The organism is Brevirhabdus pacifica, assembly GCF_002797755.1.
GTDB classification, from domain to species: Bacteria; Pseudomonadota; Alphaproteobacteria; order Rhodobacterales; family Rhodobacteraceae; genus Brevirhabdus; species Brevirhabdus pacifica.
In genome coordinates this window covers 47,742-63,262 of the sequence record NZ_PGFI01000012.1, presented here as the reverse complement: position 1 = coordinate 63,262, position 15,521 = coordinate 47,742, and the positions used below count along the sequence as shown (strand labels likewise).

At 67.6% G+C, this 15,521-nt stretch carries 12 protein-coding genes; 7 read left to right on the top strand and 5 right to left on the bottom strand.

The window, feature by feature from the left end:
- The first annotated feature begins 40 nt into the window (after positions 1-40).
- The 6 genes from CLV77_RS09830 to CLV77_RS09805 all read left to right on the top strand — a co-directional run bounded on the left by CLV77_RS09830 (position 41) and on the right by CLV77_RS09805 (position 7,498).
- Entirely contained in the window at positions 41-673 is a 633-nt protein-coding gene (locus CLV77_RS09830; protein WP_076981205.1) for a hypothetical protein, read from the top strand.
- Positions 674-758: 85 nt separating this feature from the next.
- The gene (gene hemA, locus CLV77_RS09825) at positions 759-1,982 is read left to right on the top strand and encodes a 5-aminolevulinate synthase (protein WP_076980712.1); all 1,224 of its coding nucleotides are present in this window, start codon (positions 759-761) and stop codon (positions 1,980-1,982) included.
- Positions 1,983-2,100: 118 nt separating this feature from the next.
- Positions 2,101-3,486, top strand: coding sequence for a helix-turn-helix domain-containing protein (locus CLV77_RS09820; RefSeq protein WP_076980713.1), 1,386 nt, complete (start codon positions 2,101-2,103; stop codon positions 3,484-3,486).
- A 179-nt stretch (positions 3,487-3,665) separates the two neighbouring features.
- Positions 3,666-4,835 (top strand): flavodoxin-dependent (E)-4-hydroxy-3-methylbut-2-enyl-diphosphate synthase, encoded by a 1,170-nt coding sequence (gene ispG, locus CLV77_RS09815; protein ID WP_076980714.1) that lies wholly within the window; start codon positions 3,666-3,668, stop codon positions 4,833-4,835.
- 77 nt (positions 4,836-4,912) lie between these two features.
- Entirely contained in the window at positions 4,913-6,076 is a 1,164-nt protein-coding gene (locus CLV77_RS09810) for a pyridoxal phosphate-dependent aminotransferase (RefSeq protein ID WP_076980715.1), read from the top strand.
- Positions 6,077-6,160: 84 nt separating this feature from the next.
- The gene (locus CLV77_RS09805; protein ID WP_083707848.1) at positions 6,161-7,498 is read left to right on the top strand and encodes an N-acetylmuramoyl-L-alanine amidase; all 1,338 of its coding nucleotides are present in this window, start codon (positions 6,161-6,163) and stop codon (positions 7,496-7,498) included.
- Positions 7,499-7,561: 63 nt separating this feature from the next.
- Here CLV77_RS09805 and CLV77_RS09800 read toward each other — a convergent pair whose 3' ends face one another.
- Positions 7,562-10,117 carry a penicillin-binding protein 1A gene (locus tag CLV77_RS09800; protein ID WP_076980716.1) on the bottom strand — a complete coding sequence of 852 codons (2,556 nt, stop codon included), beginning with the start codon at positions 10,115-10,117 and terminating at the stop codon, positions 7,562-7,564.
- 303 nt (positions 10,118-10,420) lie between these two features.
- Between CLV77_RS09800 and prfB the strand changes: the two genes are divergently transcribed.
- Positions 10,421-11,548 (top strand): peptide chain release factor 2, encoded by a 1,128-nt coding sequence (gene prfB / locus CLV77_RS09795; protein ID WP_076980717.1) that lies wholly within the window; start codon positions 10,421-10,423, stop codon positions 11,546-11,548.
- 296 nt (positions 11,549-11,844) lie between these two features.
- On the opposite strand, the gene CLV77_RS09790 is transcribed toward prfB, so the two are convergent.
- The 4 genes from CLV77_RS09790 to CLV77_RS09775 form a co-directional block, all read right to left on the bottom strand.
- Positions 11,845-12,375 (bottom strand): bactofilin family protein, encoded by a 531-nt coding sequence (locus CLV77_RS09790; RefSeq protein WP_076980718.1) that lies wholly within the window; start codon positions 12,373-12,375, stop codon positions 11,845-11,847.
- Complete coding sequence (locus tag CLV77_RS09785; RefSeq protein ID WP_083707849.1) at positions 12,365-13,687, bottom strand: M23 family metallopeptidase; 1,323 nt, start codon at positions 13,685-13,687, stop codon at positions 12,365-12,367. The genes CLV77_RS09790 and CLV77_RS09785 overlap by 11 nt, the downstream gene beginning before the upstream one ends.
- Positions 13,688-14,040: 353 nt before the next feature.
- On the bottom strand, positions 14,041-14,856 hold the full coding sequence (locus CLV77_RS09780; RefSeq protein WP_076981208.1) for a ferritin-like domain-containing protein: 816 nt from the start codon (positions 14,854-14,856) through the stop codon (positions 14,041-14,043).
- Positions 14,857-14,885: 29 nt separating this feature from the next.
- Complete coding sequence (locus CLV77_RS09775) at positions 14,886-15,368, bottom strand: peroxiredoxin (protein WP_076980719.1); 483 nt, start codon at positions 15,366-15,368, stop codon at positions 14,886-14,888.
- Positions 15,369-15,521: the final 153 nt, after the last annotated feature.

Here is a 15,521-nt window from a genome sequence, read left to right as displayed (position 1 = left end):
GCGGGCCCGGCCCGATCCCCTTTTCAGCCCGGAGGCCCCCATGATCCCGACCCCCCGCCCACGCCGCGCCGCACCGACCGTCCTGGCCGCGACGGCCATGCTGATCGCCGCCGCCTCGGCAAGCGTGGCGGCCCCGGCCACGGGCAAGGAGGCGCGCGCCATGCTGTTCGCGGCAAAGGGCTACACGCTGGCCACCTCGTCCAGCCTCTCGGAGGCCGAGCGTGACCTGATGCGCAAGGTCGTGGAGTTGTCGCAGCAGCAGGGCCAGGCGCTGGAATACTATGCCTCGCTGGCCTATTCGCCCGACGAGGGGATCCAGTCCCAGGCCTTCCAGGGCGCATCCGGGCACCATTCGGTGGCCGCCGCCGACGCCGCGGCCACCGCCGCCTGCAACGCCCTGCGCAAGCCGGGCACCCGCGGCTGCACCATCGCCGCCCGGGTGCTGCCCGCCAAGTATGCCGAACGGTCGCTGACCCTGTCCCGGGCCGCGACCGAGGCATTCGGAAAGGAATTCAAGCGCGGATCGGGCCCCCGGGCGATGGCGATCTCGCCGGGCACAGGCAACTGGTCGGTGGTGCGCGGCGCCGAGGCGACCGCCAAGGCGCTGGCCGCCTGCAACACCAAGGCGGCCAAGGCCGGCCAGGCCGATTGCGCGATCGTGATCGCAGAGTGAGAAAACCGGGACAAATCGCCGGGTAGCTTTGCTGGGCGATTTCATATAGCAAACCCTGAATGCGACAGACTTGCGGAGCCTAAACTTGGATCATTCAGCCGCCATCGACGCCGCCCTGAGCCGCCTGCACGAAGAGGGCCGTTACCGGACCTTCATCGACATCGAGCGGCGCCGCGGTCAGTTTCCGACCGCAACCTGGACCCGGCCCGACGGCACCGAGACCGAGATCACCGTCTGGTGTGGCAACGACTACCTGGGTATGGGCCAGCACCCGGCCGTGCTGTCGGCGATGCATGACGCGCTGGACGCGACGGGCGCGGGCTCGGGCGGGACGCGCAACATCTCGGGCACGACGGTGCATCACAACGCCCTTGAAGCGGAAATCGCCGACCTCCACCGCAAGGAGGCCGCGCTGCTTTTCACCTCGGCCTATATCGCGAATGACGCCACGCTCTCGACCCTGCCGCGCATCTTTCCGGGCCTCGTGATCCTCAGCGACGAGTTGAACCACGCCTCGATGATCGAGGGCATCCGCCGTGCCGGCGGCGACAAGCGCGTGTTCCGCCACAACGATGTGGCCCACCTGCGCAGCCTGCTCGAGGAGCTGCCCGCCGATGTGCCCAAGCTGATCGCCTTCGAATCGGTCTACTCCATGGATGGCGATTTCGGCCCGATCGAGGCGATCTGCGACCTGGCCGAGGAATTCGGCGCCCTGACCTATATCGACGAGGTGCACGCGGTCGGCATGTACGGCCCGCGCGGCGGCGGCATCACCGAGCGTGACCGCCTGGCCCACCGCATCGACATCATCAACGGCACGCTGGCCAAGGCCTATGGCGTGATGGGCGGCTATATCGCCGGCAAGGCCAACCTGGTCGACGCCATCCGCTCCTACGCACCGGGCTTCATCTTCACCACCTCGCTGCCGCCTGCGGTCGCGGCGGGGGCGGCGGCCTCGGTCCGTCATCTCAAGACCGACCAGGCCCTGCGCGACCTTCAGCAGGAGCGGGCGGCGGCGCTGAAGCTGCGCCTCAAGGGGCTGGGCCTGCCGATCATCGATCACGGCAGCCACATCGTGCCCGTCCACGTGGGCGACCCGGTGAAATGCAAGATGATCTCGGACCGTCTGCTGGCGGATCACGGCATCTATGTGCAGCCGATCAACTTCCCCACCGTGCCCCGGGGCACCGAGCGCCTGCGCTTCACGCCGTCGCCGGTGCACACGCCCGAGATGATGGACCGCCTGGTCGCCGGCATGGACGACCTCTGGAGCCAGTGTGCGCTGAATCGTGCCGAACTCTCGGCCTAGGCCATTTCTTCGGGTGCCAATGATTTTTCTGCTGTGATAATGTGGACACAGCATCGTCATCGCATTGCCGCGAATCGATGGTGCTTGGGGACTGAAGCAGAAAAAAAGGGGCAGGGCGATGATCAGGCGCGGCGCACCGCCCGAGGATGGCCAAGTCGATACCCCTCGCGGGTTCGACGACTTTGATCTCAAACTCGGCGATGTCCTGAGGGGCGAGCGGGCGACGCTCGGCAAATCCCTTTTGGACGTTCAACGCGAACTCAAGATCAAGGCGAATTACATCGCCGCGATCGAGGCGTCCGATGTGACCGCCTTTGAAACCCCCGGATTCATTGCCGGTTACGTGCGTTCTTACGCCCGTTACCTCGGCCTGGATCCCGAGTGGGCCTATCGCAAGTTCTGCGAGGAATCGAATTTCGGCGGCGCGGCCGGTCTTGCCGGTGGCGCACGCAGCCGTCCCACACCCGCCGCCGCCGCGCGCGGTGCGGCCATGGGCGGCGCTTTGCGCAGCGTCCAGTCCGAACCGCCCGTGAACAATTCGTCGGCCACCCCGGCGGCGCCCCGCGCCCGCGCCGGGCGCGTCAACGCGGCCAATGATCCGCTCATCAACCCGCGCGCGCCGTTTTCGCCGGGCGTCAGCTCGGCCGGCGGTTTCGGCTTCGATCCCGGTGCGCTGGGATCGCTGGCGGTGCTGTTCGCGCTGATCGCCGGGCTTGGCTATGGCGGCTGGACGGTGCTTCAGCAGGTGCAGCGCGTGACCCTGGTCCCCGTCGACGAAGCCCCCGGCGTCGTGGCGGAACTTGATCCGCTGGCCGGTGTCGCGACCGGCGCTTCCGACAGTCAGGCCACCGACCTGCGGGCCGAGGCGCTGGACCGGCTCTACCGGCCCAAAGCGCTGGACGTGCCTGTGATGGTTGCCCGCGACGGACCGATCTCGTCGCTCGACCCGGACCGTGTCGGCATGCTGTCTTCGCCCGTGGCGGGACTCGACCTCGCCGCCCTGCGCAGCGATGTCTACGGCCCCGTCCGCCCGATCGAGGCGAGCCAGGGCGACGCGCTGGACGACAAGGCGCTGGCCCGCGAGGCCGCCGAGGTCGAGGCGGCAGAGACGCCCCTTCAGGTCGTTGCGGCCGACGCCCCCGCGATCGAGCTTTTCGCCGTCCGCCCCGCCTGGGTCCGCGTGACCGGCGCCGGCGGCACTGTCATCTTCGAGAAGATCCTGGATACGGGCGAACGCTTTACCCTGCCCAAGACCGAAGAGCCGCCGCTTCTGCGGGCCGGCAACTCGGGCTCGGTCTATTTTGCGGTCAATGGCAAGACCTACGGCCCCGCCGGGCCGGGCACCTCGGTCGCCAAGAAGGTCAAGCTGGGGGTCGAGGATCTTCAGGCCGCCTATCAGGTAGCCGATCTCGACAGCGATCCGGCGCTGCGCAAGGTGATCGAGGTGGCCGATGCCGCCCCCGTCGCCGCCGCGCCCGACGCCGCCTCGTCCAGCAATCCATAACGGGCTATCGGCGCGGGGCAGTCCCGCGCCGCCTTTTCCGCCCGCGTCCGCGGCGAACGGGCAGGGGGGAAACCGCCCGGCCTTGCGCCCCCAGCCCGCACCCCCCACCTTGCATTGTGTTGCCGCGCCCGCACCTCTATTCAGGGGGCGACACGCCCCCCGTTCAGGAAGCTTGCCCCATGTCGCTCAACTCCGTTCGCCCCTGGCGCAGCATCGACCGCCGCAAAAGCCGTCAGATCCACGTCGGTCGCGTTCCCGTGGGGGGCGATGCGCCGATCTCGGTGCAGACGATGACCAACACCGACACCTCGGACGTGGCGGCGACGGTGGCGCAGATCCAGGCGGCTGCCGAGGCGGGCGCCGATATTGTCCGCGTCTCGACCCCGGACGAGTCGAGCACCCGCGCCCTGCGCGAGATCGTGGCCGAAAGCCCGGTGCCGATCGTTGCCGACATCCACTTCCACTACAAACGCGCGATCGAGGCCGCCGAGGCCGGCGCCGCCTGCCTGCGCATCAACCCGGGCAACATCGGCGACAAGACCCGCGTGGCCGAGGTGATCCGCGCCGCCCGCGACCACGGCTGCTCGATCCGCATCGGTGTCAACGCAGGCTCGCTTGAACGGCATCTGCTCGAGAAATATGGCGAACCCTGTCCCGAAGCCATGGTCGAGAGTGGGCTGGAACATATCCGCATCCTCGAAGACGCCGACTTCCACGAGTTCAAGATCTCGGTCAAGGCAAGCGACGTCTTCCTGGCTGCCGCCGCCTATCAGGGCATCGCCGAGGCCACCGATGCCCCCATCCACCTGGGCATCACCGAGGCCGGCGGCCTGATGAGCGGCACGATCAAATCCGCCGTGGGCCTGGGCAACCTTCTGTGGTCCGGCATCGGCGACACGATCCGCGTCAGCCTGTCGGCCGACCCCGTCGAAGAGGTCAAGGTCGGCTTCGAGATCCTGAAATCCCTGGGGCTTCGGCACCGGGGCGTGAACATCATCTCGTGTCCCTCCTGCGCGCGGCAGGGGTTCGACGTGATCCGCACGGTCGAGACCCTGGAAAAGCGGCTGGAGCATATCCGCACGCCCATGAGCCTGTCGATCATCGGCTGCGTGGTGAACGGCCCGGGCGAGGCGCTGATGACCGACGTGGGCTTCACCGGCGGCGGCAAGGACGCGGGCATGGTCTATATGGCCGGCAAGCAGTCCCACAAGATGAGCAACGAGCAGATGGTCGATCACATCGTTGGTCTGGTCGAGACCCGCGCGGCCGAGATCCAGAAGACCCTGGATGCCGAGGCCGAGGCCGAGGAGAAGGCACGCGACTCCGGCGACGTTGCCAAGGCCGGCTGAGCCGGACCGCTGCGCGACCCTCGTCCGAACGCGGTCCGAATGCCGTCCGAACACCGCCCGAACCCACGGAGAGACCCTTGAGAAGATCCAAGCGCAGCGAGGTTGACGCCTTCATCGTCATGGACGTGATGGAAGCGGCCCGCGCCGCCGAGGCCGCCGGCCGCCACATCGTCCACATGGAGGTCGGCCAGCCCGGCACCCCCGCGCCAGAGGCTGCCCGCAAGGCCCTGGGCCGCGCCATGGACGCGGGCGCCCTGGGCTACACCGTGGCGCTTGGCCTGCCGGCACTGCGCGCCCGGATCGCGGGGCTTTACCGCGAATGGTACGGGCTGGAGGTGGATCCGGCGCGGATCGTCGTCACCTCGGGCGCGTCGGGCGCCTTCCTGCTGGCCTTCACCGCGCTCTTCGACAGCGGCGCGCGCGTCGCGCTGGGAGAGCCCTGCTACCCATCCTACCGCCAGATCCTGCGCGCCCTGGGAATGGAACCCGTGGGCCTGCGCACCCTGGCCGAACACCGCTACCAGCCGCGCCCCGAGGATCTGGCGGGTGCGGGGCTGGACGGGCTGATCGTGGCCTCACCCTCGAACCCCTCGGGCACGATGCTGGACCGCGAGGCGATGACTGCGCTTATCGAGGCGGCCGCGCGCGAAGGCGTCAGCTACATCTCGGACGAGATTTATCACGGTGTCCACTACGACCGCCCCGCCGTCTCGGCGCTGGAGATCAGCGACGATGTCTATGTGATCAACTCCTTCTCCAAGTATTTCTCGATGACCGGCTGGCGCGTCGGCTGGATGGTGGTGCCGTCCGATCATGTCCGCACGGTTGAGCGGCTGGCGCAGAACATGTTCATTTGCCCGCCCCATGCCAGCCAGGTCACCGCGCTGGCCGCGCTGGATGCCCGCGAGGAGCTGGACGCCAACCTGGCCGTCTACCGCCGCAACCGCGAGCTGATGCTCAAGGGCCTGCCGGCGGCGGGCTTCAGCCGGATCGCGCCGCCCGATGGTGCCTTCTACGTCTACGCGGACGTGTCGGAATTCACCGACGACAGCCGCGCCTTCGCCGCCCAGATCCTGGAGGAGGCGGGCGTCGCCGTTACCCCGGGCCTGGATTTCGATCCCCACCGGGGCGGCGGCACCCTGCGGTTTTCCTACGCCGCGGCAACGCCCGAGATCGAACTGGGTTTGGAGCGGCTGCGCGCCTTCATGCAGGCCCGGGGCCATGTGCCGCCCGCCGGTTGAGGGCCCGCGCCGCGCGGGATGGATTGCCTCAGGCCCGTCCGCGCCGCTAGACTGCCTCCCAGGCAACCGCCACGGAGAGGGCGAATGAGCAGGCGCCGTTCAACGACGATCATCCCCCGGTCGACCCGGACGCGGGGCCCGCGTGGGCGGGCAGCCCGCCGGCTCATTGGGGCCTGTCTTCTGGCGGCCACCGCGCTGGTGGCGCCGGTCGGGATTCCTGTATCTGTGCCCCTGACAGGTAGCGGCGCCGCGATGGCGCAGGAGTTTCATGCGCTGGCGCGGGTGGACCGCGCGGCCTCCTCCCTGCGGCTTGATGCCGAGGAGGGGGTGCTTGTCCTTGCGCTGACCCAGGCCGTTCCGTGGCGCGCCTTCACTCTCGACGCCCCCCGGCGACTGATCCTGGATTTCCGCGAAGTCGCTTGGGAAGGTTCGGGCGGCGACGTGCTGGCCCGCGCACTCGGCGTCGAGGGCGAGGCGCTTCGCGCCGGCACCTTCCGGCCCGGCTGGTCGCGCCTGGTGCTGCGCCTTCCCGCGCCCTTGGCCATTGAAACGGCCGAGATGCGCACCGACCCGGTCACCGGCGGCGCCAGCGTCCGCATCGCCCTGTCGGCCGTGGCCGAGCAGGAGTTTTCCGCCCGCGTCCCCGACGCGGCCGGCGGTCTTTGGGCGCTGCCGCCCAGGGCCGAGGTGCCCGAGCCCGTGCGCCGTCAGCGCGGCGACCGCCCGCTGATGGTGGCGCTGGACCCGGGGCACGGCGGTCTGGATCCCGGCGCCCAGCAGGGCGGCTGGAACGAGGCCGACCTGATGCTTTCCTTCGCCCGGGACCTGAAGGAGGCGCTGATCCGCGAGGGCATGAAGGTCCACCTGACGCGCGAGGACGACATCTTCGTCCCGCTTCAGGCCCGGGTCAGCCAGGCCCGCAGCGCGGGTGCGGACGTGTTCGTTTCCCTCCATGCCGATGCGCTGGCGCAGGGCAAGGCGACCGGGACCACGATCTATACCCTGTCCGACACCGCCTCGGACCGCGCATCCGAGCTGTTGGCAAAGCGGCTGGACCGGGCCGACCTTCTGGCCGGCGTCGATCTGGAGGATCAGGACGACGCGCTGGCGGGGATCCTGATGGACATGGTCCGCCGCGAGACCGCACCCCGCAGCGAGATGCTGGCGGGCTATCTGGTAAGCGAGATAGGCGCCTCGGACGGAAAGCTCTACAAAAAGCCCCATCTCAAGGCCGGCTTCTCGGTGCTGAAGGCGCCTGACATCCCCTCGGTCCTGCTGGAGCTTGGCTTCATGTCGGACGAGCGGGACCTGCGCCGGATCCTCAGCCCCGAATGGCGCGACAGCCTGTCGGGCGCCATCGTCAGCGCCCTCAAGCTGTGGGCGGCGGAAGACGCGGCCAAGGCGGCATTGATAAGGCGCTGATGGTGGGCGCGCCAAGCCCGGAAGCGATCCGGGCCCGCGCAGGACGCAGCGCGAGAACCCCTGTCAGTAGAGGCCGCCCGAGCTGAGCGAGCCGAAGGACGCCTTGCCGCCGATTTCCTTCTTCTTGCCGGTGGAGGTGATGACGGTCGTGGTGGCCTGTTCGCCGGTGTCATCCTCGCCACGGCTGTAGATCGGAAGGTCGTTGCCCATGGCAAAGCCGCCGTCGACGATGCTCAGCAGGCCGTAGGTCGGCTCCTCGCCCTGGCGGAAAAGCTCGGCCACGACATGGGGGCCGCTGGCGCTGTCGGACAGGCGCTCACCGGAATAGCGGTCGATCTTCACGAAGGTGCCGTTCTCGGGGACCTTGAACTTGCCGCCGCCGTAGCTGTCGATCGCCTTGTTCATGAACTGATTGAACACCGGGCCGCACATGCCGCCACCCGAGGCGCCGCGCCCCAGCGGGCGGGGCGTGTCGTAACCGATGAAACAGCCTGCCACGATGTTCGAGGAAAAGCCGATGAACCACACGTCCTTTGCGTCGTTGGTGGTGCCGGTCTTGCCCGCGATCGGGATCGGCAGCTTGACGGTGCGCGAGGCGGTGCCCCGCTCGACCACGCCGCGCATCATCGAGGTGAGCTGATAGGCCGTGATCGGATCCATCACCCGCGCCCGGTTCGAGAAGATCGAGGGCGCCTTGCCGGGGGCGAGGCTCGGCTCCCGGCAATCCTCGCAGATGCGCTGATCGTGGCGATAGATGGTCTTGCCCCAGCGGTCCTGGACCCGGTCGACAAGCGTCGGCTCAACCCGTTCGCCGCCATTGGCGAACATGGCATAGGCCGCGACCATCTTGAACAGCGTGGTCTCCTGCGAGCCGAGGGCGTTGGACAGATAGGGCTTCATCCGGTCGTAGACGCCGAAACGCTCCGCGTAGCTGGCGACGGTCTGCATGCCCACTTCCTGGGCCAGGCGGACGGTCATCAGGTTTCGCGACCGTTCGATCCCCGTGCGCAAGGGGGCAGGGCCGTAGAACTTGTTCGAGGCGTTCTTGGGCCGCCAGATGCCGGCGCCGGTCTTGATCTCGATCGGGGCGTCGATGACGATCGTGGCGGGGGTGTAGCCGCTGTCCAGTGCTGCGGCATAGACGAAGGGCTTGAAGGACGAACCGGGCTGCCGCGTCGCCTGGGTGGCGCGGTTGAAGACCGAATGCTGGTAGGAAAAGCCGCCCTGCATCGCGATCACGCGGCCGGTATGGACATCCATCGCCATGAAACCGCCCTGTACCTCGGGCACCTGGCGCAGCGACCAGCGGCGGAAGGTACCGTCGTCGCCGGTGACGGCGCGGACATGCACCACGTCGCCCACCGAGACCAGGTCCGAGGCCTTGCTGGCCTTGCCGCCCAGCTTGCCGTTCTCAAGGCGGGGACGGGCCCAGGTCACGTCCTCGGCGGGGATGAAATGACCCTCGGCGGTATTCTCGACACCCTCGATGCCGATGCGGACTGCGCTGCCTTCCTCGGCCAGGACAACGGCCGGTAGCCAGCCTTCGATGTCGCGGGGGAAATCGGCCTCGGCAAGGGCTGCGCGCCATTTCTCCTCGGTCTCCAGCGCCTCGGGGGGCAGGGTGACCTTGGACTTGCGCCAGACGCCGCGGCCCCGGTCGTATTTCTCAAGGCCGTCGCGCAGGGCTCTGGCGGCCTCCTGCTGCATTTCGTTGTCGACGGTGGCGCGGATCGACAGGCCGCCGGTGAAGAATTCCTCGCCGCCGAAGCGGCCGGACAGCTGGCGGCGGATCTCGTCGGTGAAATAGTCGCGCGCCGGCAGGCTTTCGCGGAACGAGGCAAGGCGCCCGCCCTGCACGGTTTCCAGCGGTGCCACCCGGGCGCGGTTGTACTCGGCGTCCGAGATATAGCCGTTCTGGTTCATCTCGCGCAGCACGAAGTTGCGCCGCGTGATCGCGCGTTCGGTATGGCGCACGGGATGGTAGGTCGAGGGGGCCTTGGGCAGCGAGGCCAGGTAGGCGGCCTCCTCGGCGCGAAGCTCGCCCAGGGTCTTGTTGAAATAGGTCTGGGCCGCAGCTGCCACGCCAAAGCTGTTCTGCCCGAGGAAAATCTCGTTCAGGTAGAGCTCCAGGATCTGTTCCTTGTCCAGCGTCTCTTCCAGACGGCTGGCAAGGATCAGTTCCTTGATCTTCCGCTCGGCCGAACGGTCGGCGCTGAGCAGGAAGTTCTTCATCACCTGCTGGGTGATGGTCGAGGCGCCCCGCAGGCGGCCACCGCGCGCCGCGTCGATCGCGGCCGAGGCCATGCCCATCGGGTCATAGCCCTTGTGGGTGTAGAAATTCTTGTCCTCGGCCGAAATGAAGGCGTTCTTGACCAGATCCGGGATCTCGTTCGAGGGGGCGAAGATCCGGCGTTCCTTGGCGAATTCGTCCATCAGGCGGCCTTCGCCGGAATAGATCCGGCTGATCGTCGGCGGCGCGTATTGGGCCAGCTGCTCGTGGTTTGGCAGGTCGCGGCCATACATCCAGAAGATCGCACCGATGGACAGCGCCACCATGATGGTGCCGTTGGTCAGCCAACTGAAGATCCCGCCGAAGAACGAGAAGAATGCCCTGATCACGGGACTCACCCCTTTATGCAGATACGCGTTTCGACTTATAGGCCGCGGGTCGCGCAGGGTCAAAAGCAACACGGCGTGACTGGGCGGCGCCCGCCCGGCATACCCGATTGACCGGGGGCCACAAGGGATTAGCCAGCGCGCAGGGGATCTGAGCGGATTTTGACACCTTAAAAGCGGGTGGCTGACCGGTCCGCGGTTGAAAGCGACCGCTTGGGCTTCCGGACCACTTTCGCCGCAACCCTTGCTCCGCCCGGCGGGCTTGGGTATCACCCCCCGGTCACAACCCCCTCGAAAGGTCAGACGATGCGAGCCGAAGCGCAGAACCATGCCGAAGCTGTCCGGAAATCCCTTGCCCTGCTGCGTCAGCGCATGGACTGGGAAACCGCGCCCCATCGGCTGGAAGAGTTCAACGCCATGACCGAGGATCCGGACCTGTGGAACGATCCCGACAAGGCCCAGAAACTCATGCGCGACCGCCAGAGCCTGTCGGACGCCATCGACACCCACAACGCCATCCAGCAGGAGCTGGAAGACAGCATCGAGCTGATCGAGATGGGCGAGGCCGAGGGCGACACCGATGTCGTCAAGGAGGCCGAGGAGGCCCTGAAGGCGTTGGTCGGGCGCGCCCGCGAGAAGGAGCTGGAGGCGCTTCTGAACGGCGAGGCCGACGGCAATGACACCTTCCTCGAGATCAACTCGGGCGCCGGCGGGACCGAGTCCTGCGACTGGGCCTCTATGCTGGCGCGGATGTATGTCCGCTGGGCCGAGCGCAAGGGCTACAAGGTCGAGCTTCAGTCCGAAAGCGCCGGGGAAGAGGCCGGGATCAAGTCCGCCTCCTACAAGATCAGCGGCCCCAACGCCTACGGCTGGCTGAAATCGGAATCGGGCGTGCACCGGCTGGTGCGCATCTCGCCCTATGACAGCGCCGCGCGGCGCCACACCTCGTTCAGCTCGGTCTGGGTCTATCCCGTGGTCGACGACAATATCGAGATCGAGGTGAACCCCGCCGACATCCGCATCGACACCTACCGTTCGTCGGGCGCGGGCGGCCAGCACGTCAACACGACCGACTCGGCCGTGCGGATCACCCACGCGCCGACGGGCATCGTCGTCACCAGCTCGGAGAAATCCCAGCACCAGAACCGCGAGATCGCCATGAAGGCCCTGAAATCGCGGCTTTACCAGATGGAGCTGGACAAGCGCACCGCCGCCATCAACGAGGCCCATGAGAACAAGGGTGACGCGGGCTGGGGCAACCAGATCCGTTCCTACGTGCTTCAGCCCTACCAGATGGTGAAGGACCTGCGCACCAACGTCGAGACCTCGGACACGCAAGGCGTGCTGGACGGCGACCTTGATCGCTTCATGGCCGCGACCCTGGCGCTGGACGTCGCCGGCAAGAGCCGCGCCGAGGCCCGCGGCGAAGAGTAAGCCGCAGCCACGCGAGGCAGATCAATAATCCAAAGACTGACATTCGGGCCCGCTTGCGGGCCCGTTTGCGTTCCGGGGCCGGGCATCAAAGCCCTCGACACGGGACAGCGATGCGCAGATCGACGCCAGGCGAGCTCAGTTCATAAAAATCGGGGAGGGGGCGACCGGGATTCCCGTGGCGGGTGCGGTACGCGCCCGGGGGGCGCGCAGGGTCGGCCGCAAGTTGGCCGGGCGGTCCGGGCAACCGGCCGGGGCGCGCGGCCCCCGCCGGTCCGTTGCGGATCGCCAGGCGATGCTCAGCCCTTGGCGGGGGCGGGCGCTGCTGCTGCGGCAGGCTTGGCGGGCGCGCCGGGCTTGCCCTTGGTCAGGGGGTCTTCCTGACGCTGGACGGAGCCTTCGAAATGGGCGCCGGATTCGATCGCGATGGTCTTGTGGATGATGTCACCCTCGACCCGGGCGGTCGCGGTCAGGCGGACCTTGAGGCCACGCACGCAACCGATGATGCGGCCGTTGATGACGACGTCATCGGCGACGACCTCGCCCTTCACGGTGGCGCCTTCGCCGACGGTCAGCAGGTGGGCGCGGATGTCGCCCTCGACCTGGCCCTCGACCTGGACGTCGCCGGTGGTCTTCACGTTGCCGCGGATCATCAGATCCGACGACAGCACCGACGGGCTGGCCTTGGGCTTGGGCGCGCCCGAGCGCGGCTCGGGCATGCTGGGTGCCGGGTTGGACGACGCGGAGGAAGGGGAGGAGTCTTGCATGACAGGCTTCTCGCCTTCGGCCTGCTTGGGTCCGGGTTCGTTGATCCTGCTTTTAGAAAACATTTTTCGCAGCCTTGATGTAGGTCATGGGGTTCACGGCCTTGGAGCCGATACGCACTTCATAATGCAGATGGGGGCCGGTCGAACGACCGGTATTCCCAATATCACCGATACGGTCGCCGCGCGATACCCTTTGCCCGACCTTCACGTGTATTTTGTTCAGGTGGGCAAAGCGCGTCTCGATTCCGAACTCGTGCCGGATCTTGATCAGCTTGCCATAGGCGGACTGACGGCTGGCCCAGATCACCTCGCCGTCGGCGGTGGCGTAGACGGGCGTGCCGGTGGCGGCGGCGAAATCGGTGCCCTTGTGCATCCGGCCCCAGCGGGGTCCGAAGCCGCTGGTATAGCGGAAACCGGACTTCACGGGCATGCCGAAGGGGGCCTTCTGGGCGGCGATACGGTAAAGGTTCAGCGTATCAAGCCGGTCCAGAACGTTGTTTGCACGGGCCGAGGTGGCATCCGCAGGCTCGCCCTTGGTCGAGATCGACAGCGGCGTCAGCGGGCCGCCCTGGCCGGAATAGCCACGCCGCACCGTCTCGAGGATGCGCGCCGGGGGCATTCCGACACTGTTGAACATCTCGTCCAGGGGCTCCAGCGAGACGCTGACCGCGTCTTCAAGCTGCGAGAAGACACGGTCGTTCTTTTCACGCTCCAGGCGCACCTGCTTGCGCATCTCGTCCAGGCGCTGCTCGGCGCTGGCGGCGACAAGCGCCATCGAGTCACGCTCGCCCGAGGTCTGGGAAAGGGTGGCGGTCAGGAACTCGACCGTATCCTCGGCCTCGCGGCGCTGAGAGCCGTCTGCCTTGATGGCGACCGAGACGTCGGCGTATTTGTCGACGATCTCGCTGGCGCGGGCCAGGGCGTTGTCGCGCTCCTTCATGGTCCGGCGCAGGGTGGTCTGGATAACCTCGATGCCTGTCTCGAACTCGCGCCGGCGGTCTTCCGAGGCCAGCAGCCGCGACTGCATCTCCGAAACCTGGGCGAGGGCGGCGTTGAAGCGTTCCTGGGCCATGCGGGCTTCCTTGGCGCGCATGTCGCGTTCGCGCGACAGCTCGTTCAGGCGATCCGCGTAGATCTGTTGTTCGCGCAGTGCCTCGTCGCGGGCAGAGCCGGCGCCGATGCTGTCGATCAGAAGAACCGAGGTGGCGAGGATGGTCCAGCCGACGATCAGCGCACCCGAGAACAGAACGCTGGCCTGCGTCAGGGGGGTCAGTCGAATGAACCGTGTTTCCGTGTCGGATCTGAGAAAAAGCCGCTGTTCGGGCAGATAGCGATCCAGATGATGCGATGCTTTGGTCAGGAAACCTGTTTTCAACTTCTTCGCCCCACTTAGCGTCCCCGTATTTCCCGCCAAGGGATGTTCCCCCAACCCATGGCGTGGAACTTGGGTAAGCGGTGAGTTCCGGGCTGGCAACAAAATTGAGTCCGACGCGCCCGCAGTTCCCGCAACTCACCCAATTCAGGCGGTTTCTTGCCGATTATGCGTCGCGATTGATCCAATCCCGGGGACTGGCGAGCGGCCTTTGCCGCCCCGCGCCAAGCGGCGCAAGGGCCTGCGCGGGGCGCTCTTGGGATGGATCACGCGCGCTGCGCGGGCGCGCGCACGGGCTTTTTCGCGGCTTTTCCGGGGGGCTTTCGGGGCCCCGGCTCGGTATGTTCGGGTCCGCGCTAGCGCCGGGCCTCGCCCGCAAGCGGCCAGTAGAAATCCAGCGGCAGCCCAGCCTCGGCCCGTTTCTCATCGTTGAAGGGTGGCTTCAGGGGCGAGGGGAAATAGCGGCGCACCAGCCCGTGGAAGACCACCTTGGGGTCCGAATTCTCGCGCCCGCAAAGAAAATGAAACCATTTTGAGCCGTAGGCGACGTGTCCGACCTCCTCGGCATAGATGGTCGACAGGGCCTCGACCGCGTCGCTGTCCTTTGCTTTGCGAAATACCTCGATCATGCCGGGGGTGACGTCGAGGCCGCGCGCCTCCAGAACCATCGGCACCACAGCCAGCCGCGCCATCAGATCGCCGGCCGTATCCTCGGCCGCGCGCCACATACCCGCATGGGCATCCAGGGCGCCGTAATGACTGTCGCGGGCCTCAAGGCAGTCGCACATCAGGTTGAAATGCTTGGATTCCTCGTCCGCCGCGCGCACCCAGTCGTCGTAGAAGCCGGGGGGCATGGGCACGTGGGCGAACCGGGCGATGATGTCCCAGTGCAGGTCGACGGCGTTCAACTCGATATGCGCCACCGCGTGCAGCAGGGCGGCGCGCCCCTCGGGGCTGCCGGGGCCGCGGCGGGGCACGTCGCGGGGGGCCAGAAGGCGGGGCCGGTCCGGGCGCGCGGGGCGAAGGGGCGGGACGGGCGCATCACCACTGGGCGGCACGACGGGCAGGGGGGCGGCATCACCCGCCACCCCGGCGAACCAGCGTGCCGCGTGGGCGCGCGACAGGGCGGTCTTGGCCCGGCCGTCGGCGGTTGTCAGAACCTCGACCGCCATCTCGACCAGGCTTTGCGGCGCGCTGTCGCTCACAGCGCGGCCACGGCGTCCAGAACCTCTTCGGCGTGGCCGGCCACCTTCACCTTGCGCCAGACCCGGCGCACGATGCCCTCGCCATCGATCAGGAAGGTCGCCCGCTCGATCCCCATCGAGCGGCGGCCGTACATGTTCTTCTCGACCCAGACGCCATAGGCCTCGCAGACGGCGCCATCCTCGTCCGACAGCAGGGTCACCGACAGGTCGTGCTTGTCGCGAAAACGCTCATGCTTGGCGGGGGTGTCGCGGGAGATGCCGACCACCCGCGCACCAAGGGCCGCGAACTTCGGCAGCATTTCGCTGAATTCCCGCGCCTCGCGCGTGCACCCCGGTGTGTCGTCGCGCGGATAGAAGTAAAGGACCACCGGCGCCGGACGCAGGTCGGAAAGGCGCAATGTCTCCGCGTTGTCGCCCGTCTGTTCGGGGCCGACCTGGGGCAGGGCGAAATCGGGGGCGGTCTGGCCGGTTTCCGGCATGAACGGTCTCCTTCGGGTTGGGGCCGCTCGGGGCAGGCTTGAAAGGCAATCGGGCGCCGTGGCGCGCAACGCTATACTAGTCGCGCGCCGGCTGAGATAAAGATGGGAAAAGGCCACGAGGCGAAGATCGCGCCGCCCCGGCCGCCGAGGCAG